The 21,035-nt window shown below is 50.4% G+C and carries 23 protein-coding genes, 6 tRNA genes and 2 pseudogenes; 11 read left to right on the top strand and 20 right to left on the bottom strand.

The features are described from left to right. Positions 1-145: 145 nt before the first annotated feature. From KI236_RS06385 to KI236_RS06395, 3 genes are all read right to left on the bottom strand, one after another. A complete protein-coding gene (locus KI236_RS06385) occupies positions 146-1,708 on the bottom strand; it encodes an ABC transporter substrate-binding protein (RefSeq protein WP_212820322.1) in 1,563 nt (520 codons plus the stop codon). A 155-nt stretch (positions 1,709-1,863) separates the two neighbouring features. Further along, on the bottom strand, positions 1,864-2,889 hold the full coding sequence (locus KI236_RS06390; RefSeq protein ID WP_212820323.1) for a sugar kinase: 1,026 nt from the start codon (positions 2,887-2,889) through the stop codon (positions 1,864-1,866). Positions 2,890-2,891: 2 nt separating this feature from the next. Further along, positions 2,892-3,548, bottom strand: coding sequence for a bifunctional 4-hydroxy-2-oxoglutarate aldolase/2-dehydro-3-deoxy-phosphogluconate aldolase (locus KI236_RS06395; RefSeq protein ID WP_212820324.1), 657 nt, complete (start codon positions 3,546-3,548; stop codon positions 2,892-2,894). 483 nt (positions 3,549-4,031) lie between these two features. Here KI236_RS06395 and KI236_RS06400 point away from each other — a divergent pair, with 483 nt between their 5' ends. The 8 genes and pseudogenes from KI236_RS06400 to KI236_RS06435 form a co-directional block, all read left to right on the top strand. Beyond that, positions 4,032-4,781, top strand: coding sequence for an IclR family transcriptional regulator (locus tag KI236_RS06400; protein WP_212820325.1), 750 nt, complete (start codon positions 4,032-4,034; stop codon positions 4,779-4,781). 175 nt (positions 4,782-4,956) lie between these two features. Further along, positions 4,957-6,084: an alanine dehydrogenase gene (locus KI236_RS06405; protein ID WP_212820327.1), complete on the top strand. Its 1,128-nt coding sequence runs from the start codon at positions 4,957-4,959 to the stop codon at positions 6,082-6,084. A gap of 106 nt (positions 6,085-6,190) precedes the next feature. Next, the gene (locus KI236_RS06410) at positions 6,191-7,102 is read left to right on the top strand and encodes a DMT family transporter (protein ID WP_212820329.1); all 912 of its coding nucleotides are present in this window, start codon (positions 6,191-6,193) and stop codon (positions 7,100-7,102) included. Positions 7,103-7,195: 93 nt separating this feature from the next. Further along, complete coding sequence (locus KI236_RS06415; RefSeq protein ID WP_212820332.1) at positions 7,196-7,918, top strand: aspartate/glutamate racemase family protein; 723 nt, start codon at positions 7,196-7,198, stop codon at positions 7,916-7,918. A gap of 151 nt (positions 7,919-8,069) precedes the next feature. Continuing rightward, on the top strand, positions 8,070-9,389 hold the full coding sequence (locus KI236_RS06420; RefSeq protein WP_212820334.1) for an aconitase X: 1,320 nt from the start codon (positions 8,070-8,072) through the stop codon (positions 9,387-9,389). Then, positions 9,382-9,816 (top strand): aconitase X swivel domain-containing protein, encoded by a 435-nt coding sequence (locus KI236_RS06425; RefSeq protein ID WP_212820336.1) that lies wholly within the window; start codon positions 9,382-9,384, stop codon positions 9,814-9,816. The genes KI236_RS06420 and KI236_RS06425 overlap by 8 nt, the downstream gene beginning before the upstream one ends. A 23-nt stretch (positions 9,817-9,839) precedes the next feature. Then, the gene (locus tag KI236_RS06430; RefSeq protein WP_212820338.1) at positions 9,840-10,226 is read left to right on the top strand and encodes a RidA family protein; all 387 of its coding nucleotides are present in this window, start codon (positions 9,840-9,842) and stop codon (positions 10,224-10,226) included. Positions 10,227-10,354: 128 nt separating this feature from the next. Further along, a pseudogene (locus KI236_RS06435) lies at positions 10,355-10,468 on the top strand (alpha/beta-type small acid-soluble spore protein); the annotation flags it as partial. 135 nt (positions 10,469-10,603) lie between these two features. Here KI236_RS06435 and rarD read toward each other — a convergent pair. The 9 genes from rarD to KI236_RS06480 all read right to left on the bottom strand — a co-directional run bounded on the left by rarD (position 10,604) and on the right by KI236_RS06480 (position 13,775). Continuing rightward, positions 10,604-11,473 carry an EamA family transporter RarD gene (gene rarD / locus KI236_RS06440; protein WP_212820340.1) on the bottom strand — a complete coding sequence of 290 codons (870 nt, stop codon included), beginning with the start codon at positions 11,471-11,473 and terminating at the stop codon, positions 10,604-10,606. Positions 11,474-11,507: 34 nt separating this feature from the next. Continuing rightward, entirely contained in the window at positions 11,508-11,921 is a 414-nt protein-coding gene (locus tag KI236_RS06445) for an EamA family transporter (protein WP_212820690.1), read from the bottom strand. Between the two features lie 208 nt (positions 11,922-12,129). Next, a tRNA-Lys gene (locus KI236_RS06450) sits at positions 12,130-12,205 on the bottom strand. A 36-nt stretch (positions 12,206-12,241) separates the two neighbouring features. Next, positions 12,242-12,316, bottom strand: a tRNA-Gln gene (locus KI236_RS06455). Between the two features lie 51 nt (positions 12,317-12,367). After that, positions 12,368-12,444: transfer RNA gene (locus KI236_RS06460), tRNA-His, on the bottom strand. A 43-nt stretch (positions 12,445-12,487) separates the two neighbouring features. Continuing rightward, a tRNA-Arg gene (locus tag KI236_RS06465) sits at positions 12,488-12,564 on the bottom strand. A gap of 14 nt (positions 12,565-12,578) precedes the next feature. Beyond that, positions 12,579-12,653: transfer RNA gene (locus tag KI236_RS06470), tRNA-Gly, on the bottom strand. A 180-nt stretch (positions 12,654-12,833) separates the two neighbouring features. Beyond that, the gene (locus tag KI236_RS06475) at positions 12,834-13,181 is read right to left on the bottom strand and encodes a Smr/MutS family protein (protein ID WP_212820342.1); all 348 of its coding nucleotides are present in this window, start codon (positions 13,179-13,181) and stop codon (positions 12,834-12,836) included. A gap of 3 nt (positions 13,182-13,184) precedes the next feature. Beyond that, positions 13,185-13,775, bottom strand: coding sequence for a gamma-glutamyl-gamma-aminobutyrate hydrolase family protein (locus KI236_RS06480; RefSeq protein WP_212820344.1), 591 nt, complete (start codon positions 13,773-13,775; stop codon positions 13,185-13,187). 674 nt (positions 13,776-14,449) lie between these two features. Here KI236_RS06480 and KI236_RS06485 point away from each other — a divergent pair. Beyond that, a tRNA-Ser gene (locus KI236_RS06485) sits at positions 14,450-14,541 on the top strand. 114 nt (positions 14,542-14,655) lie between these two features. Here the strand turns inward: KI236_RS06485 and KI236_RS06490 are convergent. From KI236_RS06490 to KI236_RS06525, 8 genes and pseudogenes are all read right to left on the bottom strand, one after another. Continuing rightward, the gene (locus tag KI236_RS06490; RefSeq protein ID WP_212820346.1) at positions 14,656-15,867 is read right to left on the bottom strand and encodes a site-specific integrase; all 1,212 of its coding nucleotides are present in this window, start codon (positions 15,865-15,867) and stop codon (positions 14,656-14,658) included. Between the two features lie 124 nt (positions 15,868-15,991). Beyond that, positions 15,992-16,915, bottom strand: a complete 924-nt coding sequence (locus KI236_RS06495; RefSeq protein WP_212820348.1) for a ParB/RepB/Spo0J family partition protein — start codon at positions 16,913-16,915, stop codon at positions 15,992-15,994. Between the two features lie 14 nt (positions 16,916-16,929). Then, the gene (locus tag KI236_RS06500; RefSeq protein WP_408059047.1) at positions 16,930-17,268 is read right to left on the bottom strand and encodes a plasmid mobilization protein; all 339 of its coding nucleotides are present in this window, start codon (positions 17,266-17,268) and stop codon (positions 16,930-16,932) included. Between the two features lie 114 nt (positions 17,269-17,382). Next, positions 17,383-17,643, bottom strand: coding sequence for a plasmid mobilization protein (locus KI236_RS06505; protein ID WP_212820352.1), 261 nt, complete (start codon positions 17,641-17,643; stop codon positions 17,383-17,385). Then, positions 17,640-17,861 (bottom strand): hypothetical protein, encoded by a 222-nt coding sequence (locus tag KI236_RS06510; protein WP_212820354.1) that lies wholly within the window; start codon positions 17,859-17,861, stop codon positions 17,640-17,642. Before KI236_RS06510 ends, KI236_RS06505 begins: the two co-directional genes overlap by 4 nt. A gap of 64 nt (positions 17,862-17,925) precedes the next feature. Beyond that, positions 17,926-18,942, bottom strand: a complete 1,017-nt coding sequence (locus KI236_RS06515) for an AAA family ATPase (protein WP_212820356.1) — start codon at positions 18,940-18,942, stop codon at positions 17,926-17,928. Positions 18,943-19,068: 126 nt separating this feature from the next. Beyond that, a pseudogene (locus KI236_RS06520) lies at positions 19,069-19,425 on the bottom strand (cysteine-rich VLP domain-containing protein). Beyond that, positions 19,418-19,651 carry a helix-turn-helix domain-containing protein gene (locus KI236_RS06525; RefSeq protein WP_176792201.1) on the bottom strand — a complete coding sequence of 78 codons (234 nt, stop codon included), beginning with the start codon at positions 19,649-19,651 and terminating at the stop codon, positions 19,418-19,420. Before KI236_RS06525 ends, KI236_RS06520 begins: the two are co-directional and overlap by 8 nt. Before the next feature lie 951 nt (positions 19,652-20,602). Here KI236_RS06525 and KI236_RS06530 point away from each other — a divergent pair. Both KI236_RS06530 and KI236_RS06535 read left to right on the top strand, forming a co-directional pair. Then, positions 20,603-20,791, top strand: a complete 189-nt coding sequence (locus KI236_RS06530) for a helix-turn-helix domain-containing protein (protein ID WP_212820358.1) — start codon at positions 20,603-20,605, stop codon at positions 20,789-20,791. Between the two features lie 11 nt (positions 20,792-20,802). After that, positions 20,803-21,027 (top strand): hypothetical protein, encoded by a 225-nt coding sequence (locus KI236_RS06535; RefSeq protein ID WP_212820360.1) that lies wholly within the window; start codon positions 20,803-20,805, stop codon positions 21,025-21,027. Positions 21,028-21,035 lie beyond the last annotated feature (8 nt).

Genomic DNA, 21,035 nt, shown 5'->3' on the forward strand with positions numbered 1-21,035 from the left:
GGCAAAATGTGCTTTGTGCACGGAGAGATCATACCCGCGGGGATTGAAATAGAAGTTGTGTGCAGGAAGCCCTTTCCTGCCGCCTGCACACAACTTTCACAAATAACGGCTAATAACGGCTGTTGTTATGCGTTCAATCCGTTAATTAGCTATTCCAGCTCCAATCATAGACACGGTAGTCGGTGGGAACTGCGATGGCGTTCAGATCCTTGCTATAAGCAACGCAGGAAGGCAGATTGATCAGCGGAACCTGAGTGTGCGTGTCATAATAGGCATTGTACATCTCAGTATAGATCTCAAGCCGCTTAGCTTCATCAGCAGTGGAGGAACCTTCCTTCAGCCATTCATCGAACTTAGCGGACAGGTCGTTGAACTTGCCGGAGGGTCCGTTGAACAAAACATTGGTGAGGCCAATAGCAGCGGAAGAAGACTGCTGCTCAAAGTTGTTGAAGTCATAGTTGCCGCAGTCGTAAGCGATGCAGATATCGTACTCCTGAGCAACATTGCGATCACCGGCAACATTGTAGTCGCTGACAACCAGAGTGGACTTAATGCCGGCAGCCTCGAGCTGAGCCTGGACAGCGACACCGAAGTTTTCATTACGACCGGCAGCGACATTGAACTCACCGATATCAATGCCATCGGGATAGCCTTCCTGAGCAAGCAGCTCTTTAGCCTTCTGCAGATTGTAGGGGATGGGGTTCTTCAGAGAATCAGCAGCGGGAGCGGCAGCGGCGTAATTGGGGTTGATGTACATATAGGTAGGAGTGCCGTAGCCGTCGCAAACCAGCTTGTTGATACCGTCACGATCCAGAGCATACATCATAGCCAGGCGGATATTATCATTGCGAAGGAGCTCGCCGTGCGTCTTGGATTCAACGTTGATGCAGAAGAGCATTACCTCATTGGACTCTTTCTCCACGCAGTTGAACTTGTTGGAAGCCTTGATATCCTCCCAATAGGAAATGGGAACGACCATATAGTCAAGCTCACCGTTCTGCAGGGCAGTGATAGCGGAGGTATCATCCGCGATCACATTCCAGGTGATCTTCTCAATCTTGGCCTTGCCGCGATAATAGTCTTCAAAAGCGACGGCGGACCAAGAAGACAGGGGGTTATAATTGTTCTCATCCCACATGTAAGGACCGGTACCGACCTTGTTGGGAACCTTACCGAAGTCGTTACCCAATTCCTCGACGCCCTTCTTGGACATGATTTTCACCTTGTGCAGCATATGGCCAATAGGAGAGAAGGGCTGGTTCATAACGATTTTAACGGTATAATCATCAACCTTCTCAACATGATCCAGAGGACGGCAGTAGGAACCCATGTGCGCATCCTTCTGAGCATGAGCATAGCTGAACACAACGTCATCAGCGGTCATAGTCTCACCATTGTGGAACTTGACGCCCTGCTTCAGAGTGACAGTATACTCAGTGGCATCGTCATTGGCCTCGACCTTCTCAGCCAGACGCAGGTCATAGCCGCCGGTGGCCTCGTTCAAATCATAGAGGCCCTCATAGATGTTCTCGAAGACGGTATAATCGTGGGTGTTGGTAGTAGCGTGCGGATCGTTGGTGGACAGACCAGCGGTATTGCGAAGAACGAGGGTCCGGGTTCCGTCCCCACCGTCAGACTTCTTGCCGCAGCCAGCCAAGAGGGAGAGCAGCATCAAAGCGGCTAGAAATAGCGAAATGTACTTTTTCATTGTGTCCTCCTATTGATTTTTAATATATTCCGCACGATGTGTGTAAAACACATCGTTAAGGACGGCCTTGGGTTTTGAATACAGATGTCCTTATGATCTTGGGGCTGTATTCCTCATAATAATGGATAATAGTGGGATGATATTGGATTTCAACATCATCTCTGAACACGACCCGTGCTGTTACCGGCGACCAAAGCATTTACTTCCTCCACGGTAACAAGGTTCACATCGTGTTCGATGGTATGCTTCAAGCAAGAAGCGGCTGTGGCGAAATTGATAGCATCCTGAGGTGCCTTCTCTTCCAGAACACCGTAGATCAGGCCTGCACCGAAGCTATCTCCACCACCCACGCGGTCTACAATGTGAATACGATAGGTGGGAGAGAAATACGCCTGACCATCACAATAAAGCATGGCTCCCCAGTTGTTATCGTTGGCCGAAAGGGATTCCCGTAGTGTAATGGCAACCATCTTTGTGCCGAAACGCGCCTGCAGCTGCTGCGCTACAGAAATGTATCCCTGTCTGTTGAGATTGCCGCCTTCCACATTGTTGTTGGCAGCCTCGATGTTGAAAACATCTTTTGCATCTTCCTCATTAGAGATGCACACATCCACATAGGGCATCAGCTCTGCCATAACGCGCCCGGCGTCCTCGCGGGACCACAGCTTCTTGCGGTAATTCAAATCGCAGGAAACAGTAAGTCCCCTTTTCTTTGCAGCCTTGCAGGCATCCAGACAAATCTTCGGTAAATCACCTCCCAGCGCAGGGGTAATGCCTGTGAAATGGAACCAGTCCGCATCGCGGAAAATCTCATCCCACTGGAACTCCTCCGGCTTTGCTGTAGTGATGGATGAACCGGCCCGGTCATAAATGACCTTCGAGGGACGCTGAGAGGCGCCCTTTTCTGCGTAATAGACACCCAACCGGCTTCCACCACGGTACATGTAGGTCGTATCGACCCCGTACTGCCGCATGGCATTGACGGCACACTGACCGATCTCATGCTCGGGAACTTTTGTGACAAATGCGGCGCTCATCCCATAATTAGCAAGTGAAACAGCAACATTGGCTTCTCCACCGGCATAAGAGGATTCAAATTGGGACGCCTGAACAAACCGGTAATAGCCTACAGGATTCAGGCGAAGCATGATTTCTCCAAATGTAATTACTCTCTTTTTCATCATTAAATCTCTAAAGCAGCAACAAACTTCTTTGCGGTTGCAGTAATCTCGTCATAGCGTCCTTCAGCGAGGAGCTTTTTGCTACAAAGATTACCGCCCACACCAACACCTACCATACCCAGCTTCAGGAACATACCGATGTTGTCGAGGTTTACGCCTCCGGTAGCCAGAAGCTTCACCTGGTTGATAGGCGCACGAATGGACTTGATGTAATCAAATCCCAGTTGAGCCGAGGGGAACAGTTTTACAAAATCCGCACCCCAACGACTTGCAGCCAAAATTTCAGTGGGGGTCGCGGCACCGGGGATAGACACCACTCCTCGCTTGATAGTTTCGGCGATTACACTCTCATCGGTATTGGGAGAGATAATAAACTTTGCACCTGCATCCGCCGCAACATCGACCTGCTGAGCGGAGATCACGGTACCGGCGCCAAACATCATTTTATCACCCAGAGCAGAATTCAGTGCTTGAATTGTATCTGCCGTTTCTTGAACAGACTGGCTATTGCTCTGATCGTAAGTGATTTCCAGCAGTGAAATGCCGCCATCATACAGGGCCTTCGCAAGATTGATACACTGTTCGCCGTAAATCCCTCTGGCAATTGCAATGATTTTTTCGCTTGAAATCTTGCAAATGACCTGTTCTTTGTTAATCATTGCGGTAACTCCTTGTTGGTAAAAGTGAGGCAACAGAATGTTTAGGCAAACTCGATCCTGCTATTCTAAATGTGTCTAAATGTGATAGATACGAGAGATAAGCTCTCGAAAAACACGTTGGGATAGGGCATCACCTCAACATTCCGTTAAGTCCATTAACATTAAGACGGAAAACGTACGGTTGGACGTATATAAGAACTCGTCCGCAATCTCGTCTTGGTGTAACTATAGGGGATTTGTCGGCCTTTGTCAAGATATTTTAATTTCAAGATGGGGAAACGAGGCTTTTTTGTTGTGTTGCACAAAATAGTTCGTTCATTTTTATCTTGAATTCCAAAGCCCAATGTGTTAGTATGCATATGCGAACTGTGTACGTATATGCGAAAAAGGAAGTTTTGGCGCCTGTTCTGTGTAATTTCAAGTTACATCCGCGCTTATTCCGGCATAAGGCATAAATATTTTTTATTATTATAAGGAGGCATTATGGCACAGCAGCATCGTTCTACCCAGCGAGCATTGGATATTCTCTCCCTTCTGGCATTATGTGGTGACACCAAGGGCTACACGTTAACGGAAATTGCAACCGCGTTAGATGTTCCCAAAAGCAGTGTATCTCCTATCATTCACACACTGGAAGCAAACCACTACCTGAAGTACTCTTCTCCTGAGGCAAAATACAGCATCGGACGCAAAGCGTTTGAGGTTGGCAGCGCGTACGTCAAAAACGACATTTTTTATTCACAGGCGATCTCCATCATGCAGAGCATTGTGGATGCATGTTCCGAAACCTGTCACATGGGTGAGCTTCAGGGGATAAACGTGCAATACCTGATGAAAGTTGAATCACCGGAACCCATAAGCATGTTCTCTGCGGTAGGCAAGCAGATTCCTGCAAACTGTACAGCTCTGGGAAAGGCTCTCCTGTGCGAGCATACCTTGGATGAGATAAAGGCCTTGTTCAAGGACGGGCTTCCCAAGATGACAGAATACTCCGTAGCAGATGCAGAGCAGCTATATCAGCAGACCAAAATGGTCAGGAAAACACAGATTGCACGCGAGAAGGAGGAAAACTATCAGTTTATCCAGTGCCTTGCCACGCCCATCTACAAAAATGAGAAACCCATTTTTGCGATGAGTGTTTCTGTACCCACTTTCCGCTACACAGAAGAAAAGGGTCAGCAAATTGAGAAACTTCTATTGGAGGCAAAGAAAAATCTGGAGCTGATTCTCTGAGATTCCTTATGTTTTTTTCGCGGCCAGGATTTCTTAAGTTTTTTTTCGCGGCATACTTGACAAATCATAAGCGGGGCAATATAATGCAATTGGACGTATATAAGACTCTGTTCGCAATCCCGCACAACAAGAATAGGCTAAGTTTAGCCAAATGTTTTTTTGGGAGGTAACACTTATGATTTTTGGTATTCCCCGTGAACTCAAGGACCACGAGACTCGTGTGGGGGCTGGTCTGATTCCTCGTAATGTTGCGACTCTGATTGCTCAGGGACATACGGTTTATTTCCAGAAGGGCGTTATGGAGCCCGCTGGTGTTTCCGATGAGGAATTCCTCAAGGTTGGCGCCAAGTGCGTTGACACCATGGAAGAGATTTATGAGAAGTGCGACTTCATCGGCAAGTTCAAGGACATGACTGACGGTGACATGAAGATGCCCTTCAAAAAGGGTCAGATCATCATGACTGCTTTCCACATGGCCGAAGGTACTGCCAAGCCCGAGCAGGTCAAGATCCTGGCTGACGCTGGCGTGACCTGCATTTCCATCGAAACCTCTCGTTATCCCGACGGTTCCCGCGCAATGACCCGTCCCATGGGCGAGATTGCTGGCCGTACGGCTCCTCTGCTGGGTGGCCAGTATCTGCAGCGTCAGTACGGCGGCAGCGGTGTCTCCATCGTTCCCGTTACCGGCGCAAGAAGAGCTCGCGTTTGCATTCTCGGCGGCGGTCATGCCGGTATGTGCGCAGCACAGACTGCTGAGGGCCTCGGTGCCGAAGTGGTCGTCTTCGATGTAAACATTCAGCGCCTGGAGTATCTGCGCACAGTGCTGAAGAACACGGATCTCCGCTTTATGAGCAAGACCGCTTTCGCCGAGGAAGTGGCTAAGGCCGACGTACTGATCAACTGCATCTATGCCTATCCCGGCATGGAAGTTCCCATCGTGACCCGCGATATGGTTCGCAGCATGCGTAAGGGTTCTGTCATCGTTGACCTGGAGGGTGAAGGCATCATCGAGACCTCCCAGTATACTACCATCAGCAATCCTTACTTCGTCGAAGAAGGCATCGTCCATGTTGGTATTACCAACATCCCCGCAATGGTTCCTACGGCCGCCAACGAGAGCTATGGCGCATACGTTTTCCCGCTGGTACAGGATATTGCCAAGTACGGCATCAAAGAGGCCTGCAAAAAGAACTATGTCCTCAGAAGCTGCGTAGCGATGGTAAATGGCAAGATCACCCAGAAAGAGGTTGCTGATAGCCAGCATTGCGAGTATACTCCCCTGGATCCCGATACCATGTTTTAACAACTGATAGCTTAACCGGTTATCTGTTAATTCTGTAAGTACGAACCGCAACATAGGCTTTCTCTGTTGCGGTTCGTAACTTATATAAGAGGGCTATATTGGTTTCATGAATAAGCTTTTTTTCTCTTGGCCACAAAAAAATCGGGCTCTCCCCGTAATCTGCGTCTGTGTGGGGCAGGTTATTTGGGGATTCAGCTACCTTTTTACTCGCATTGCGCAGAGCTCGGCAAGCCCGACCGTTGTTCTTTCCATGCGTTTCCTGGCCTCCTGGGTTATCATGACCGCGTTGATTTGGAGCGGGAAAAAGTCTTTTTCCCTGAAAGGCAAAAACTTTCGCCCACTTCTGGCACTTGCACTGCTCGAACCGCCGTATTATTTTTTTGAGAGTTACGGCGTTTATTACAGCAACGCAACCTTCGCTGGCACCGTCATGGCCTTTGCGCCGGTTGTCGGTATTTTGGCAGCAATGCTGTTCTTGGGAGAAAAGCCTACTCGCAGGCAAAAGATTTTTTCCCTTTTACCCACTGCCGGCGTTATCATCATAACGTCGGTGGGCAGTTCCATGGGAATCGTCAAGCCCTTGGGTGCCATCTTTTTATTTGCATCCCAAATCGTAGCTGCCGGTATGAAGCTCTACAATAAGAAGTCCAGCGAGGAGTTCTCTTCGTTTGAGCGAACCTATGCGATCGTAGTAGCTAACGCCATTATCTTTACTATCAAATCTATGATAGACCTACACGGTGATGTGCGAGCCTATGCGGCGCCGTTAGGAAATCCGGAATACGTGTTTGCGCTGGTGGTACTGTGCCTATTCTGTAGTATTGCAGCCAATCTTCTGGTGAATTATGCCTGCGGTATGATGAGCGTTACCAGAATATCCACTTTCAGTACCATTGCCACGATCTGCTCTGCTTTTGGCGGTGTGATCTTTTTGGGTGAGCCCATTACTTGGATGACATTTTTTGGCTCAACGATCATCATCATTGGCATATGGCAGGTAACGAGGGATGCCTCATGAGCAGCCTTCCCACAATTTAATAACAAAAGAACCATTCCGCATTACACATTATTTATAAAGAGTGAAACAAAATAATTAAAGGAGTTATTTGTTATGGAAAAGATGCCCAAAATCGCCTTGCTGCGCTGGGACGCCGATCAGATAAGCGATGTTCTGATGAAGCTGGAAACTCTTCCCGGAAACAGCACCAACCCTGAGTCCTATCCCTTTGATGTTGCGCTGGTACACGTTAAGGGTGCAAACATGGACACAGTTGAAGTCAATCCTTGCCAGGAGCTGCTGGATGAGTATATCAGAGTATGTAAGGAACTGGCCGCTCAGGGTGTAAAGGCTATCACCACCAGCTGCGGTTTCAATGCATATTATCAGGAGGCTTTGGCTGCCGCAGTGCCCGAGGTGGTTTTCACCAGCTCCTTGCTGCAGGTACCGTTCGCTCAGACCATCGTGGGCAAAAACGGTAAGGTTGCTATTTTGACCGCCAACTCTAACGACTTGACTGAGGAGCACCTTGCCCGTGCCAATATCACTAACCGCGAAAATGTGCTTATTTACAGCATGCACGAGCAGCCCGAGTGGAGCCGCGTATACAGTGATCCTAACGGCCCCTTTGATTTGGACGCTGTTGCTAGTGAGGTAGTGGACGTCCTGCGCAAAGGTCTGGAGGAGCATCCCGACATCGGCGCCGTAGTCTTTGAATGCACCGATCTTCCTCCCTTCGCCTCTCGCGTGCGCGAGGAATTGGGTCTGCCTGTGTTTGATTTTAACTCTATGGTGGGCCATATCGCCATGGCGCTGAATGTTCACAAGCTGTATTGATTCTACAAGCAAATCTCCGCAGATTGTAGATTTCCTATCATAATGATACCGGTTGCTGTAGATTATTTACGTGGTTTGTGTACGTGCGGTCACTACAACTCACAGATAGATACAGCCTTTGAAAAACAATGGTAAGAGGAGATTGCATGATATGATTCGGTTGACACCCTACGAGCAGGAAATGCTTGATGGTAAATACGGTGCTGCCAAGCAGGTCGCATTGCAGAAGATCATCGACTATGCGCGGATTCTGGGCGCGGAGGAGCTGGTACCCATTACCAAGGCTCATCTGTGCTGCGGTTCCACCTGTGAACCGTCCGACTTCCCCGATGGGAATCTGGACCGCCCCGATATTCTGGCCATGGGCTACCACGACTGGCAGACCAAGCTGAAATGCCCCGGGATGGACCCCACCACCTTTAACAGCTTTAACGAGAGCACCTTCGTCATCGATGACGTACACTGCTGTGACACATTTCAGTGGCAGTGGACGCAACAGACCCGCGAGTTTTACGAGAATAACCAGCATATCCTCGCTGATGCGGCGGCGCACGGCGTGGTAATCGGTTCCACCTGCGCCCCCTATCTGGCCGGATGGCTGCCCGTCATGGGTGAGTATTTCGTTACCACCGAATCCAGCAACGTGCTGTACTGCAACTCCGTTTTGGGCGCACGGGGCTATGGCGGCGGCGGTAACACCACCTTCTGCGCAGCGATCTGCGGCCGCGCACCCAAGTGGGGCCTGCACCTGCCGGAAAACCGCCACGGCACCCATGTGTTCCATCTGGCCTGCGATACCAAGGACAAGACAGACTGGGATCTGCTGGGTGCCGCCGTGGGGCGTCGTCTGACTCCCAACGCCGTCCCCGTGATCTGCGGCGATTTTGAACGGCCCGATCTCATCAAGCTGAAGTCCTTCTTCACTGCACTGGCGGTGACCAGCGGCTGTGAGCTGTGCCTGATCGTGGGAGTGTCCCCCGAGGCCCAGACATATGAGATGGCTATGGGAGGCCATGAGCCCGTCGCGGAATTCACCATTACCAATGAGATACTACAGTCCTATTGGGATGAGATTTGCTGCAAAGTGTCCGGCCCGGCTGACTATTTGCAGATCGGTTGCCCCAACTGTTCCGCCGAGGAGCTTGTCCGCATCTGGCGGTACATGAACGGGCGGAAGGTTAAGGAAGGCGTCCGCTTCTGCGTGTTCACCAACATCGCGCAGTATGCCATGGCGGAGCAGTCCCACATTATTCAGGATCTGAAGGATTGGGGCGCGGAGGTTCTGACCAGTGGCTGCATCCTGCGTACCATCAACGTAGCCAAGGGTGCCAAGTCCATTGGTCTGTCCTCCTTCAAGCTGTGCAACGGCAGCAAGGATGAGCGGGACTGTCCCATCTATTACGGCTCCGATGAGCAGGTCATCGATGCTGCCATCAGCGGTTATTGGAAGGTTAAAAGGAGATATGAGTAAGAATAAGATCATCAAAGGCCGTCCCGCATGGGGGCCCGTGGTCGAGGGTTACGCCTTTGTCTGCCCCAACAGCATCGTGGGCTGGAATGGTGCGGATGTAAAGACCGGTATTGTGACGGAAAAGGGCAATGTCCATTATGGAGATAGCTTTGCCGGTAAGATCATCGTAATGCCTTGCAGCCGCGGTTCTTTGGGGTGGTCCGATATGTTCCGTAACAGCGAGTATAATGGTGTTGGGCCCATTGGCTATGTTTTCACCACGATGGACTCCAAGTGCGGCACCGCGATCTTCAACACCAGACGCCCCTGTGTTGCGGATTTTCCGGCTAACTGCGATCCCTGCAAGGAGATCCATGACGGCGACTACATCAGGCTCGACGGCATTAACGGTACGGTGGAAATACTGACTCCCGTCGAAGGTGAATAACAAATTTGAAAGGAAATACTGTGATGGAATTCAAGAAAGAAAAAGTTTATACTCCTTTGGTTGCTACCCCTACTCACAACGTCTCCCAAGCTATCAAATATGGTAACCTGGTGTTTATCTCCGGTATGGTTGGCGAGGATGAGAATGAAGTTCTTATGGATGGTCTGGAAGCGCAATGTGAGCGTGCTTTCCTCAACATGAAGAATGTCCTGGAAGCCGCCGGCTCCAGTCTTGAGAAGGTTCTTTTCTGCCAAATCTTTATCGGCAAACGTGAAGATCGCACCATTGCCAACAAGGTGTGGGATCGTTATTTCCTGAACATGGATGTAGCCCCTGCCCGTTATACCGTTGTGGCTCCCACAGTTGCTGAGCCGTATTTGTTTGAGATTACTTGTGTCGCAGGCGTATAACAAGCGCCTCCTCAACGTAATCGTTTGTAAAAGAGTAACTGATATCCTATCAGCCTAAGAACAAGAGACATCTCCCGTGTTTACACGTTGAGATGTCTCTTGTTCCGTCTATATTATAATAATGAGTGGTTGGCGTCAACCTGAAGGACGGCTACAACGGCGACCTGACCTCTCGTGAGGCCGGCAGCGTGGGCGGTCAGATGGTCAAGAAGATGATCGAGTCCTACGAGAAGAACCTGTAACGGAAGCTCTCGTAAGAAGACCCAAGAGCGCTTTGGAGTTTTTCTCCAAAGCGCTCTTCAGCTTGTCAAAGCCCTCCCGGGGCTTGCCGCCTCCAGGGGCGAGTCCCGGAAGGCTCCTGGTTTATTTTTTCCGATTTAAGCGTGCCTGCGGTGGCGAAGCGTGTCGGCCACGAAGAGGATCACGGCAAGCCAAACAAAGGCGAAGGTGACGGCGTTGGCTTTGGTAAAGGCTTCCCCGTAGACAAACACACCCAGTAAGAGCTGGAGCGTGGGATTTACATACATGAGGATGCCTGCGGCGGTGATGCTGGTCTGCTTGATGCCGCTGGCAAAAAGCATCAGGGGAACGGAGGTCACCGCCCCGCTGAGGACCAAAAAGGCAATTTCCGAGCCGGTCAGGGAGGAAAAAGTGGTGAGCCCCGAGAACTGTGCGTACAGGATAAAGCCCAGGGCCAAGGGCAGCACCGACAGGGTCTCCATGCAGATGGAGACCTCGCTCCGGGCCCGGATACCCTTCTTCAGCGCCCCATACAGGGCGAAGCTCAGGGCGATGATAATGGCCAAATACGGCACATTGCCATAGAGCACCACGGAATACATGACCCCAATGAAAGCCAAAGCCGAGGACACCCACTGCACGGCGGTAAGTCGCTCCCGGAAGATCAGTGCGCCGATGAGGATGGAGAACAGGGGATTCATGTAATAGGCCAGGCTCGCCTCCAGTATGCGCCCGGTAGTAACCGTGAGGATATAAACGCCCCAGTTTACGGAAATAAGCAGGCCGCAGCACAGGTACAGCCGGCGCTGCTTTTTATCCCGCAGAATGGCCCGAACGGCGGGGCCGTCCTTTTTTACCCATATAAACGCATAGCAGAACAGGCAGGAGAAAACTACCCGCTGGGCCAGCACATAAGCTGCGTTGACCCCGGCCAGCAGCTTCCAAAACACCGGCAGCAGGCCCCAGAGAATGTAGCAGCCTAAAACTTGTAAGGTAGAACGGTTCATGGACAACACTCACTTTTAAAAGAATGGCTCTGCGTCACAGGACCATGACCAGGGTGCCTATGGTGATGAGGACACAGCCGACGAGGGATTTTGGGGTAAATTTTTCATGCAAGAAAACAAAGGCCAGCACCAGGGTGATGACCACGCTCAGCTTGTCGATGGGCACCACCTTGGACGCCTCGCCCATTTGCAAAGCCTTGTAGTAGCACAGCCAGGAGGCGCCGGTGGCCAGGCCCGAGAGGATAAGGAAAAGCCAGCTCTTCCGGCTGATCCCCGAGATGCCGCCCTGGCCGCCGGTGAGAAATACCATGCCCCAGGCCATAAGCACAACCACCACAGTGCGGATGGCCGTGGCCAGGTTGGAATTTACACCGTCAATGCCGATCTTCGCCAAAATAGAGGTGAGTGCCGCGAACACGGCGGACAGCAACGCGAACATAAACCACATCATAATCATCCCCTCTTGTATTTTGCGTATTATGAAATAGGAAATAGGAGCGGCCCCTGCTGCTTCTCGGGCAGTATAGCACAGCCATTTGACATTTTCCACCCCCGGGGAAAAGTTTCTTCGCAAATTAAAGAGCGGTGTACGGCCCCGTTTTGCAGAAAAACGCCAAACGCCAAAATAGAGCCACCCGAAATGGGTGGCTCTATTTTGGTGCCCCGTCGGGGATTCGAACCCCGGACACCCTGCTTAAAAGGCAGGTGCTCTACCTACTGAGCTAACGGAGCGAATATTCTCGCGGCGCGGCGCGCCGAGGAAAGGCTTGGCAGGGATGGCTGGACTCGAACCAGCGGATGAGGGAGTCAAAGTCCCTTGCCTTACCACTTGGCTACACCCCTGTGTGGAAAATCGATCAGGGATTGGGATCGCTCCCAATCCCTGATTATCAGTGGGGTGGGTAAAGGGACTCGAACCCTCGACACCCGGAACCACAATCCGGTGCTCTAACCAACTGAGCTACACCCACCACATATCATGCACACGGGAACTGGCGACATACTCCAAAAAAGTGGCACGCCAGAAGGGACTCGAACCCCTGGCCCACTGCTTAGAAGGCAGTTGCTCTATCCAACTGAGCTACTGGCGCATAGGAAAAGAAGTTGGAGCGGGTGACGGGAATCGAACCCGCATCCCCAGCTTGGAAGGCTGGTGCCCTGGCCATTGTGCTACACCCGCGTCTGCCCTCCGAAGAAATCGTCAGCTTGGTTATCATACCATTTTGGAGAAACTTTGTCAATATAAATTCTAAAAAAACTGTGATATTTTTGAGGTCCTCGATAAAGCGGTTGGATTTGCGATAACGGCAAGGAAAGGCGTGTGAGGGAAACCCAAAAAGGATGTCCCGCCCCATTGAAATCACAGAATCACAAAGGTCACACCCCGATTTTCCCGGTCCAGATCCCGGTCTCCCCGCAGCTGGGCACAGAGGGTGAAGCTGCGGCGGGTCTCCTCGCTGAAAATGGAGAAATCCTCTCCCCGGATCACAAGACGCACCCGGCCCGCTTTGGCCTGCTCCCGCAGATATTTGCGGCAGGCGGTGCGTATCTTACCGCCGGTGCCGGAGGAGCCGTACCCGTGGATCAGCTTCAGTCCGGGGCGGCCCATTTTCCGGGCGGCGTGCAGCTCGGCCTCCAGCCAGCGCAGGGCTGTGTCCACCGGAGGCATCCCCGCTTCCAAATTCAGTTCTTTCATACCTGCGGCCATAGGCTATCCCCTCATTTTTGATAAAAAGAATGTAAAAATAGGCGCAGCGTCCACTGCATCGGAGCGGCGCCGAAGGAAGCTCTGCCGCTCCGGGTGCCACTGGACACCCCACACAGGAAGCGCCCCGTGAGCCACTGCCTCAATAACGCCATCGGGGGTCACCTGCACCGCTTGCAGGCCTTGGCCCAAATGGCGAAGGGCCTGGTGATGGTTGCTTGTCACCGCCGGTCGGCGGCCCAGAAGGCGGGCCAGCTGCCCCACGGCCAGGGTCCCGTGAACCAGGTCGCCCCGGGGCTGTTGGTGGCCCGGGATATGGCTGTACAGGTCGCCGCCGAAGTACACATTCAGCGCCTGCATCCCCCGACAGATGCCCAGGATCGGGCGTCCGCTCTGTACAAAGGATTGTATCAGCTTTCGCTCGGGTTCGTCAAGTCTTTCCCCGATGTCGCCGCCGCCGGGGAGCAGCAGACCGCCGCACAGAGCGGAGTCAGCAGCGCTGAGACTGCAAATAGGAACGCCCCCGGCGGAATAAATGGCCTCCCGGTAGCTGCGCAGAGCCTCCTGCCGGCCGGGGATGAAAATGGTAGGGATCATGGGCTTCACCTCTTCTTTCACCTTATGCCGCCAATAGGAAAAAAATCCTTACAAATCAGTTGCACCCGGGCGAAAACTGTGGTAGTATAAAAAAGCACTTGTGCAGAGGTATCGAAGTGGTCATAACAGGGCTGACTCGAAATTTTTGGAAGCTCCGGCCGTTTCGTCCGCTGAAAATGTCCGCCGCACAGGGCTTTGCGCGGGTTCGGATTTCACAATTTCATATCGTTCTTGCGTGTTTTTCTTGCATTCTTCCGGAGCAAGGATTACACTTGAGATATACGGAGAGTTGTCCGAGAGGTCGAAGGTGCGACACTCGAAATCTCCCTCGGCAAACGGAAGTAAAACTTCCGAAAAGCCTTTAACCGTGCGGGTTTCGGGCATTCGCCCGCCGCAGGCACACCGTGAGTTCTAACAGGAATTCTAATACAACCGAATATTTGCGTTAATCTCGGTTTCCCGAGTTAACATACATGGAGAGGTATCGAAGTGGTCATAACGGGGCTGACTCGAAATTTTTAAAATCAGTGTCAGTTTTGTCCACTGAAAATCCAGTAACCATGCGGGGTCACGCAGTTCGAAAAACGGAATATTTTGTTGTTCTTTCCGTCAGTTCTTTCCAAAGCCCTTTTTCACCGAAAAAAGGCAGGAAAAAACGGCGGGCTGACATATACGGAGACGTATCGAAGTGGTCATAACGAGAACGACTCGAAATCGTTTTGGCGTGATGAGCGCCACGTGGGTTCGAATCCCACCGTCTCCGCCACAAAAATCCAGTAACCATGCGGGTTTCTGGATTTTTTCTTTTTTGTGCCCGCTCCAAAAATCACCCGATTTTGGGCTGTTCTTTCCATAAATTTGGAAAGAACAGCTTTTTGTTTTATTCCCCGCTTTTTTCTGCGTTTTGCTCCCATCTGCTGCCGAAATCGCCCGCTTCGGGAAGCGGCATACCGCACACCATCGCCTGCGCCGAGGAGAGTTTCGAACTGTAATCCAGATGGGCGTAGATGTTCGCCGTGGTGGAAAAATCCGAATGCCCCAGCCAATCCTGAATCTGCTTGAGGGGTACGCCGTTGGCAAGCAAGAGAGATGCGCAGCTATGCCTGAGATCGTGGAAGCGCATCTTTTTCATGCCGTGCCGCTGAATAAAGGCGGGAAATTGTGAGGTCAGATAATCGGGCCTCATCCGCTCGCCCAACTCGTCCACGAATACAAATCCGTCGTATTCGTAGTTGTAGCAGTTGCCGCAGACCTGCTTGTTCAGCTCCTGCGCCGCCTTGACCTCTGCAAAGTATTCCTTGAATCTTCCCACCAGCGGCAAAGTGCGCATACTGGATTTTGTTTTTGCCGACTCCTGCTCGATGATCTGCGTTTTTCCACCCACATTGACGGAGGTCACCGTCCGTTTGATGGTCAGCGTTCCCCGCTCAAAGTCGATAGCGTCCCACTTGAGCCCCAGCACCTCTCCACGGCGCAGACCGTAAAAGGCGGCGACCAGCACCGGCAGCTCAAGCTTTGTACCCTTGACCACTTCAAATAAGTGCTGAAGCTCCGCCGCATCCAGAAATACCGGCTGGAAATCATTCTTCTTTGGGCGGTCTACCTTCATCGCCACGTTCTGCGCTACCAGATCGGTTTTCATGGCGTATTTCAGCGCCTGATGGATCACGGCGTGATAGTGGATGACGGAATTGGGCTTGACGGTTTTCAGCTTTTCGGAATAGAACTGTTGGATGTGTCTTGCTTCCAAGTCCTTTAGGGTAATCGGCTTGTTTCGGAAATACGGCTCGATGGTCTGCTTCACCATGCTCTCATAGGAGCCGAAGGTGGTGGGCTTCACCCTGACCTTGACAATTTCCAGCCAGCCGAGCAGATAGTCGGCGAAGAGCATATTGGAGCAAAGCTCGCCGATCTCTGCTGGTGGTTCAAAGGCGTTACGGATTTTCACAAGCTCCGCTTCAGCCTTACGTTTGTTTCCCTTTTCGGGAAGTCCGGTGGATACGTACTTGACGTGCCGCTTGTTTTTGCTGTCGTAATAACTCAGCACAGCGTAGTAGTATCCCTTTTTAACCTGTAAATGTCCTGATACCAATTTGTAAAACTCCTTTCTTTGCTTTTACACAGGACAGTTCGGCACCGACAAGGCCATTATACCCTGCCGGTGCCGTTCTTTCCATTGTGTGAAGGTCGTGCTCCGCACACATTTTCGGTTCGAATTAGCGGCTGTCCCTGTCACGTTCCCGTCTGCGCTGCCATTGTTCCAACAGCTTAATGACCGTATCACAGACTTGCTTGTCCGTGTAGCTTTTGGGGAAGTATTTGCGGATATCCTCCCGCTTGAATTTAAACTGCTCCTGCTGGTTGGGCTTCTGCTCGGCGAGGATGTCGTAGATTGTCTGTTCGTTCAGTACGCCATCCTGTGAGAGCTTTTTCAGTCGTATGCTCTGTGCGTGGGACGGAGTGCAGTCGTTGAGCTCCATTGCGTTTAACAATACCCGTTGTTCCGACTGCTCTAAGTACGAGATTTCCACCGCAGGGTTGAAAGCGATTTTTCCGTCATCCACCATTGAAAGTAATTCGGGGATTAAGTAAGTTAAGCGGATATATCTGTGCACTTGATTTCGACTATCTCCACTATCTTCTCCGACTTTTTCAATGCTCAGTAACTTCTTCCCAACTTGGGAAGAAGCAATACCTTGATGTTTAATCGCTTCCAGTTTCATCTTGTATGCAAATGCTTTTTCGCTGGGCAAAATATGTTCCCGTTGCAGGTTAGCGTCCACCATCGCAATGACTGCTTCATCGTTGCTCATCTCTCGAATAATTACGGGCATTGTCTCGATACCCAGCACCTGACACGCCGCCAGCCTCCTGTGCCCGGAGATCAGCTCGTACCCGCCATCTTGCATCGGTCGTGCAAGCGCCGGTGTAAGTGTACCGAACTTTTGGATACTCTCGATCAAGAGTTTCATCTCGCCATTGTTTTGGATTTTGAACGGATGATTCTTGAATGGGTACAGCTCAGTAAGCGGAATCTCTTTGACTCGCTCCAGCTTTGCATCGTCCCGCTCCTCTTGTGAGGAAAACAACTCATCTAATGAATTCATTGGTAAAGTAAAATCAGATTTTCGTTTTGTCATGATGTTTGCCTCCTTTATTGCCATTTCAGATTGCTTTCACCGGGACGGAGAAACACTGCCTCGATGTCCGCCTGAAATTTGTGCCAGCGTAACGCTTCCGCTTTCAGCATCGATGCGTCGATAAAGCCGAGGGCGTTTGCTTTCACGGCAAGCTGGTTGATATTGTTGCCGATGGCGGAAAGCTGACGCATGGCTTCATAAAATCTTGCGTCCGGCTTTTCCTTCGGCTCGTAGCCGTGAAGCAGGATTCGGATCACCGCTGTTTCTGTAATGCCGCAAAGCTTTGCCTTGCGTTTTAACTCTCTGGCGTCCTGCGGAGAAAGCCAGAACTGTTTTTTGATTCTTCGATTCATCATGTTCTTCCTTTCGTTGAGGGGTATTAGGGTGCGCCCTAACGAGATTTACCGTTTTACGACCTTTGGGAGTACAAACGGTCTGCTCGCTACGATAGCGCAGCCATTTTCTGCCTAACGTAATTCTTTCAAAATCGCATCTATACAGCGGATAATTTCATCCTTTTCAATCTGCGGAATGGCTGCTCTCAGTTGCTTTAACTGCCGGAAAAGCCGGTAATCTTTTTCTCGGACTGTTGCTTCAACATTCATTCCAAGCCCCAGCCTCCGCAGATATTCTGAAAGAGATAGCGCACAGTAATCGGCATTCTTCAAAAGCTTTTCTTTCTCCGCCGGCGTTACCCGCACGTTGATTCCAAGTGTTTTGCTTCTCATGCTTCCGTCTCCCCAAATACGATTTTCAAAGCCTCCAACAGCTTCTGCGCTTCCTCCCGCTTCAGTGAAATTCCCTTTGAGGCGATGCCTCCCTGCCAGCGGCGGATGTCGATCATCGGATCATAAACGCCCCATTTTACGATATTGATTTCCTTGGTTACGCCGTCCGGCTTTCCGCCGAGCACGGCGATTTTCTTTACAATTTCATAGTTTGCCATTGCTTTTTTCTCCTTTGCGTATTTTCTGTTTGTGACGGTAATGACGCTTGTGACGCACTTTTCGCTATATACCGTTTGCCCCGTCATTTGCGTCACCGCCGTCATGCCGTATGAACTTGATCAGCCTGCTCTGTCCTGTCCTTTTGGTTCGGTACTCGATCCCAGCAGGCTCCAGTACCTCGCATGAAAACTGCCCCAAATACTTTGTTACCACATTGGGCGTGGTTTCGGTTTCCGCCATATCGGCGATCAATTCAGTGGCGGTTCCCACCCATTCGGTGCGGGTTTTCATGAATTCCACTACCCGAAAAAGGAACTGCGGAATTTCTGCTTTGCGGATTTCTTCTGTGTTTTTGTGCTCCACAAGCTCCCATTTCAGATCTTGAAACCGCAGGGTCAACTCCTGATATTCCACATCCCGCCCACAGGCAAGAAGCGTGGCATCCCTGCTGCTTCGCTTGCGCTTGAGCACATAATTGGTGTCCGCCGCTCCGGTGATACCGGTAGAGCCTGACACCTCATTGAACGGATCGTCCCCGTCCTTCAGTTTGCGCAGATGGTGAACGAGGATAATGGAAATATCGTGCTCATCTGCGATCCGCTTGATGGCGGAAATATCATCGTAATCGTTGCCGTACATTCCCGTTTTCCCGATGCTTCCCTTGGAATCCCGCACCTTTTGGAGCGTGTCAATAATCACCAGCTTTGTTTTCGGGAAGTCCTCCAAGAAGTTAATGATTTCTTCTTCCAGCCCGTTCCCAATCAAGCCGCAGGTTACGGCCAAGTGGAAGCTTCGGGTTGAATCGTCCGTCAAATCGAAAAGCCGGTCTTTGATTCGTTTGAGCGTATCCTCCAAGCAGAGATACAGCACATCGCAGTGCATGGTCGGGATTCCCCAAACGGAGAACCCCTGCGATACTTGCAAGCCAAGCCACAGCATCAGCCAGCTTTTGCCGATTTTGGCGGCTCCACTCAGGACATTCACCCCTTGCGGAATCAGCCCATCGACGATGAACATTGTCTTGCTCATCGGTGTGGACAGCAGGGTTTCTGCGTCCACGGTCACTAATTTTCTTTTCATAACTACATCCTTTCATTTTTGTGATTCGGACAATTAGAACGCCGAAATCGAGGGGGTTGGTATGATTCCTTTATGCACCCCGGTTCGGCACCTAAAAGTCCTTGAAAACAGGGCTTTTTCAAGCCTCTAATTGTCCGTTTTGCGCTTTCTCGCACTCTCGTTTTTCTGCCTGCGGTGCACTTTTTTGCTGCACGACGGGCAGTATTTTTGCCGGTTGGAGTTCGGCACAAAAGCCTCCCCGCACTCGGCACAGTGATATGTACGCTGCTTGAAAATCTACGCATACAGTTCCTTTTCGGCTGGTAAAACCGCATTGCGGAAATACCGGCACAGCAGAGAATAGGAGATGGTCTGCGGGCAGACGCAGGGCTCGCCGTCGTCCAGCAGCAGGCAGTTACCGTCATCATAATTGGCGCAGAGCCTTTTTATCAGGCGGTTGCACCGCCTGCGCTGGGACGGCGTGAGTTCGATTCGTTCAGGCACTGGATTTCACCTCCTTTTTCTCTTCAGTCACGAAGTTAATCACGCTGACTTTCGGGATTTTGAAACTGTTGCCGATTTTGATTGCCTGCAATTCACCATCGTTGATGAGATCGTAGGCAAGCTGACGACTGATGCCCAGCATTTCCCGAAGCTGCTGGACGGTCACGATGTCCGGATATTCCGGAAACATCATCTGATAAAGCTCTTTGAGCTCCGATTTTTTCATAGCGCTTCAATCCTCCTTTTTTATGGCTATGTAAGGCAGATACCGGCGTGAGGATCATAGTGCCTTCCGATATCTGTTGCGTTTTTCCAAATGTCGTTTTCTATCCCTGCCCCGTCAAGCGGCGTCGCCGTGCTCGCTTCTTTCGGAAGGTCGTGGCACAGTCATATCCCGCTCGGATTAATATTCAATTTTCAAGGTACAGTAAGAAGGGTTTCACTTATTCCCACTGAGAAGCGGCAAGTGGCAAGTCTAAATCAGAAATTATTTGAGAATTTGAAAAGTCCTTTCACCTGTTCCCACTGGGAAGAGCAAAATTATCGGGTGTTTTCGAAAAAATTTTTTGTTTTGCAAAAGACCCCTTCACTCATTTGGACAAAGGGGGCCGAAATGCACACCCATTTTCGGGCTTTTTCTCGAAAATTTTTTGAGAAAAAATTTTACCCTTCACTTATTTGGAATTACAAAGCCAAATGACACCCTATTTCACAGGAAAAATGAGAAAATATTTTTTCGGTTGCAGGTGCTTTATTTTGCTTGCCAAAAAAAGTCCCTTCACTTATTTGGAATTAGGAGGCTAAAACGCACCCTATTTTTAAGAAATATTTGAAAAGTTTTTTCAAAAGGATTTTCTGTCTCAAAAAACACCTCTCACTTATTCCCACCGAGAGAAGGCAAATGCACACCCTTAATCCGAAAAAAATTTTTACCCCTTCACTTATTTGGAATTGAAACGCCAAAACACAACCTGTTTTTAAGAAAAAATTTGAAAATAGGCAAAAAATATGCCCGCCAGAAGTGGCGGGCAAGGGAATATTGCTTTTCTCCTCTTTGAATATCAGAGAAAATTCCTTTAATTCTACATAAATCCATAAAAATCATTGATATACGCGAGGTTTTGTGATATACTTTAACATGTATTTTTATATCTACCCGAAAGTGAGGGCAACAAAAATGGATTTGAATGTTGAACGCTGGTGCTCCATGAAAGAAATCTGCGAATATCTCGGCGTCAGCCGTGATACCGTACTCGCTTGGATAGACAAAAGAGAAATGCCCGCCACGAAGATCGGCAGGCTTTGGAAATTCAAAATCAGCGAAGTGGACGCTTGGATGAAATCCGGCGTTGCGGCGGAAAAGTAACGAGGCTCACGATGGATGAAAAAAGACTAAAAGCCTTTGAAGATATGCTTGCCGCCATCTTAAAGCAGTATGACAATACGACGGAAAAGATGGTAAAGCTCAAAGCCGAAGGCAAAGAGAAAACCGTCACATACCGCCAGCTTTTCGCCAATAAACTGCAACTTCAGGCGATGCTAAGTTATTATCGGACTTATGAGTTGTTGAATGAGGAAAACGACCTATCAACAAGACAGTGATATTCCGT

Source organism: Vescimonas fastidiosa (assembly GCF_018326305.1).
GTDB classification, from domain to species: Bacteria; Bacillota; Clostridia; order Oscillospirales; family Oscillospiraceae; genus Vescimonas; species Vescimonas fastidiosa.

Excerpts from the sequence above, each read along its gene's own strand:
- KI236_RS06500 (WP_408059047.1), bottom strand. The coding sequence starts at position 17,268 with ATGAATCGAAGAATCAAAAAACAGTTCTGGCTTTCTCCGCAGGACGCC.
- KI236_RS06405 (WP_212820327.1), top strand. The coding sequence starts at position 4,957 with ATGATTTTTGGTATTCCCCGTGAACTCAAGGACCACGAGACTCGTGTG.
- KI236_RS06530 (WP_212820358.1), top strand. The coding sequence starts at position 20,603 with ATGGATTTGAATGTTGAACGCTGGTGCTCCATGAAAGAAATCTGCGAA.
- KI236_RS06410 (WP_212820329.1), top strand. The coding sequence starts at position 6,191 with ATGAATAAGCTTTTTTTCTCTTGGCCACAAAAAAATCGGGCTCTCCCC.
- KI236_RS06385 (WP_212820322.1), bottom strand. The coding sequence starts at position 1,708 with ATGAAAAAGTACATTTCGCTATTTCTAGCCGCTTTGATGCTGCTCTCC.
- KI236_RS06515 (WP_212820356.1), bottom strand. The coding sequence starts at position 18,942 with ATGAAAAGAAAATTAGTGACCGTGGACGCAGAAACCCTGCTGTCCACA.
- KI236_RS06480 (WP_212820344.1), bottom strand. The coding sequence starts at position 13,775 with ATGATCCCTACCATTTTCATCCCCGGCCGGCAGGAGGCTCTGCGCAGC.
- KI236_RS06535 (WP_212820360.1), top strand. The coding sequence starts at position 20,803 with ATGGATGAAAAAAGACTAAAAGCCTTTGAAGATATGCTTGCCGCCATC.
- KI236_RS06425 (WP_212820336.1), top strand. The coding sequence starts at position 9,382 with ATGAGTAAGAATAAGATCATCAAAGGCCGTCCCGCATGGGGGCCCGTG.
- KI236_RS06510 (WP_212820354.1), bottom strand. The coding sequence starts at position 17,861 with ATGGCAAACTATGAAATTGTAAAGAAAATCGCCGTGCTCGGCGGAAAG.
- KI236_RS06430 (WP_212820338.1), top strand. The coding sequence starts at position 9,840 with ATGGAATTCAAGAAAGAAAAAGTTTATACTCCTTTGGTTGCTACCCCT.
- KI236_RS06445 (WP_212820690.1), bottom strand. The coding sequence starts at position 11,921 with ATGTGGTTTATGTTCGCGTTGCTGTCCGCCGTGTTCGCGGCACTCACC.
- KI236_RS06390 (WP_212820323.1), bottom strand. The coding sequence starts at position 2,889 with ATGAAAAAGAGAGTAATTACATTTGGAGAAATCATGCTTCGCCTGAAT.
- rarD (WP_212820340.1), bottom strand. The coding sequence starts at position 11,473 with ATGAACCGTTCTACCTTACAAGTTTTAGGCTGCTACATTCTCTGGGGC.
- KI236_RS06505 (WP_212820352.1), bottom strand. The coding sequence starts at position 17,643 with ATGAGAAGCAAAACACTTGGAATCAACGTGCGGGTAACGCCGGCGGAG.
- KI236_RS06420 (WP_212820334.1), top strand. The coding sequence starts at position 8,070 with ATGATTCGGTTGACACCCTACGAGCAGGAAATGCTTGATGGTAAATAC.
- KI236_RS06400 (WP_212820325.1), top strand. The coding sequence starts at position 4,032 with ATGGCACAGCAGCATCGTTCTACCCAGCGAGCATTGGATATTCTCTCC.
- KI236_RS06475 (WP_212820342.1), bottom strand. The coding sequence starts at position 13,181 with ATGGCCGCAGGTATGAAAGAACTGAATTTGGAAGCGGGGATGCCTCCG.
- KI236_RS06495 (WP_212820348.1), bottom strand. The coding sequence starts at position 16,915 with ATGACAAAACGAAAATCTGATTTTACTTTACCAATGAATTCATTAGAT.
- KI236_RS06525 (WP_176792201.1), bottom strand. The coding sequence starts at position 19,651 with ATGAAAAAATCGGAGCTCAAAGAGCTTTATCAGATGATGTTTCCGGAA.
- KI236_RS06395 (WP_212820324.1), bottom strand. The coding sequence starts at position 3,548 with ATGATTAACAAAGAACAGGTCATTTGCAAGATTTCAAGCGAAAAAATC.
- KI236_RS06415 (WP_212820332.1), top strand. The coding sequence starts at position 7,196 with ATGGAAAAGATGCCCAAAATCGCCTTGCTGCGCTGGGACGCCGATCAG.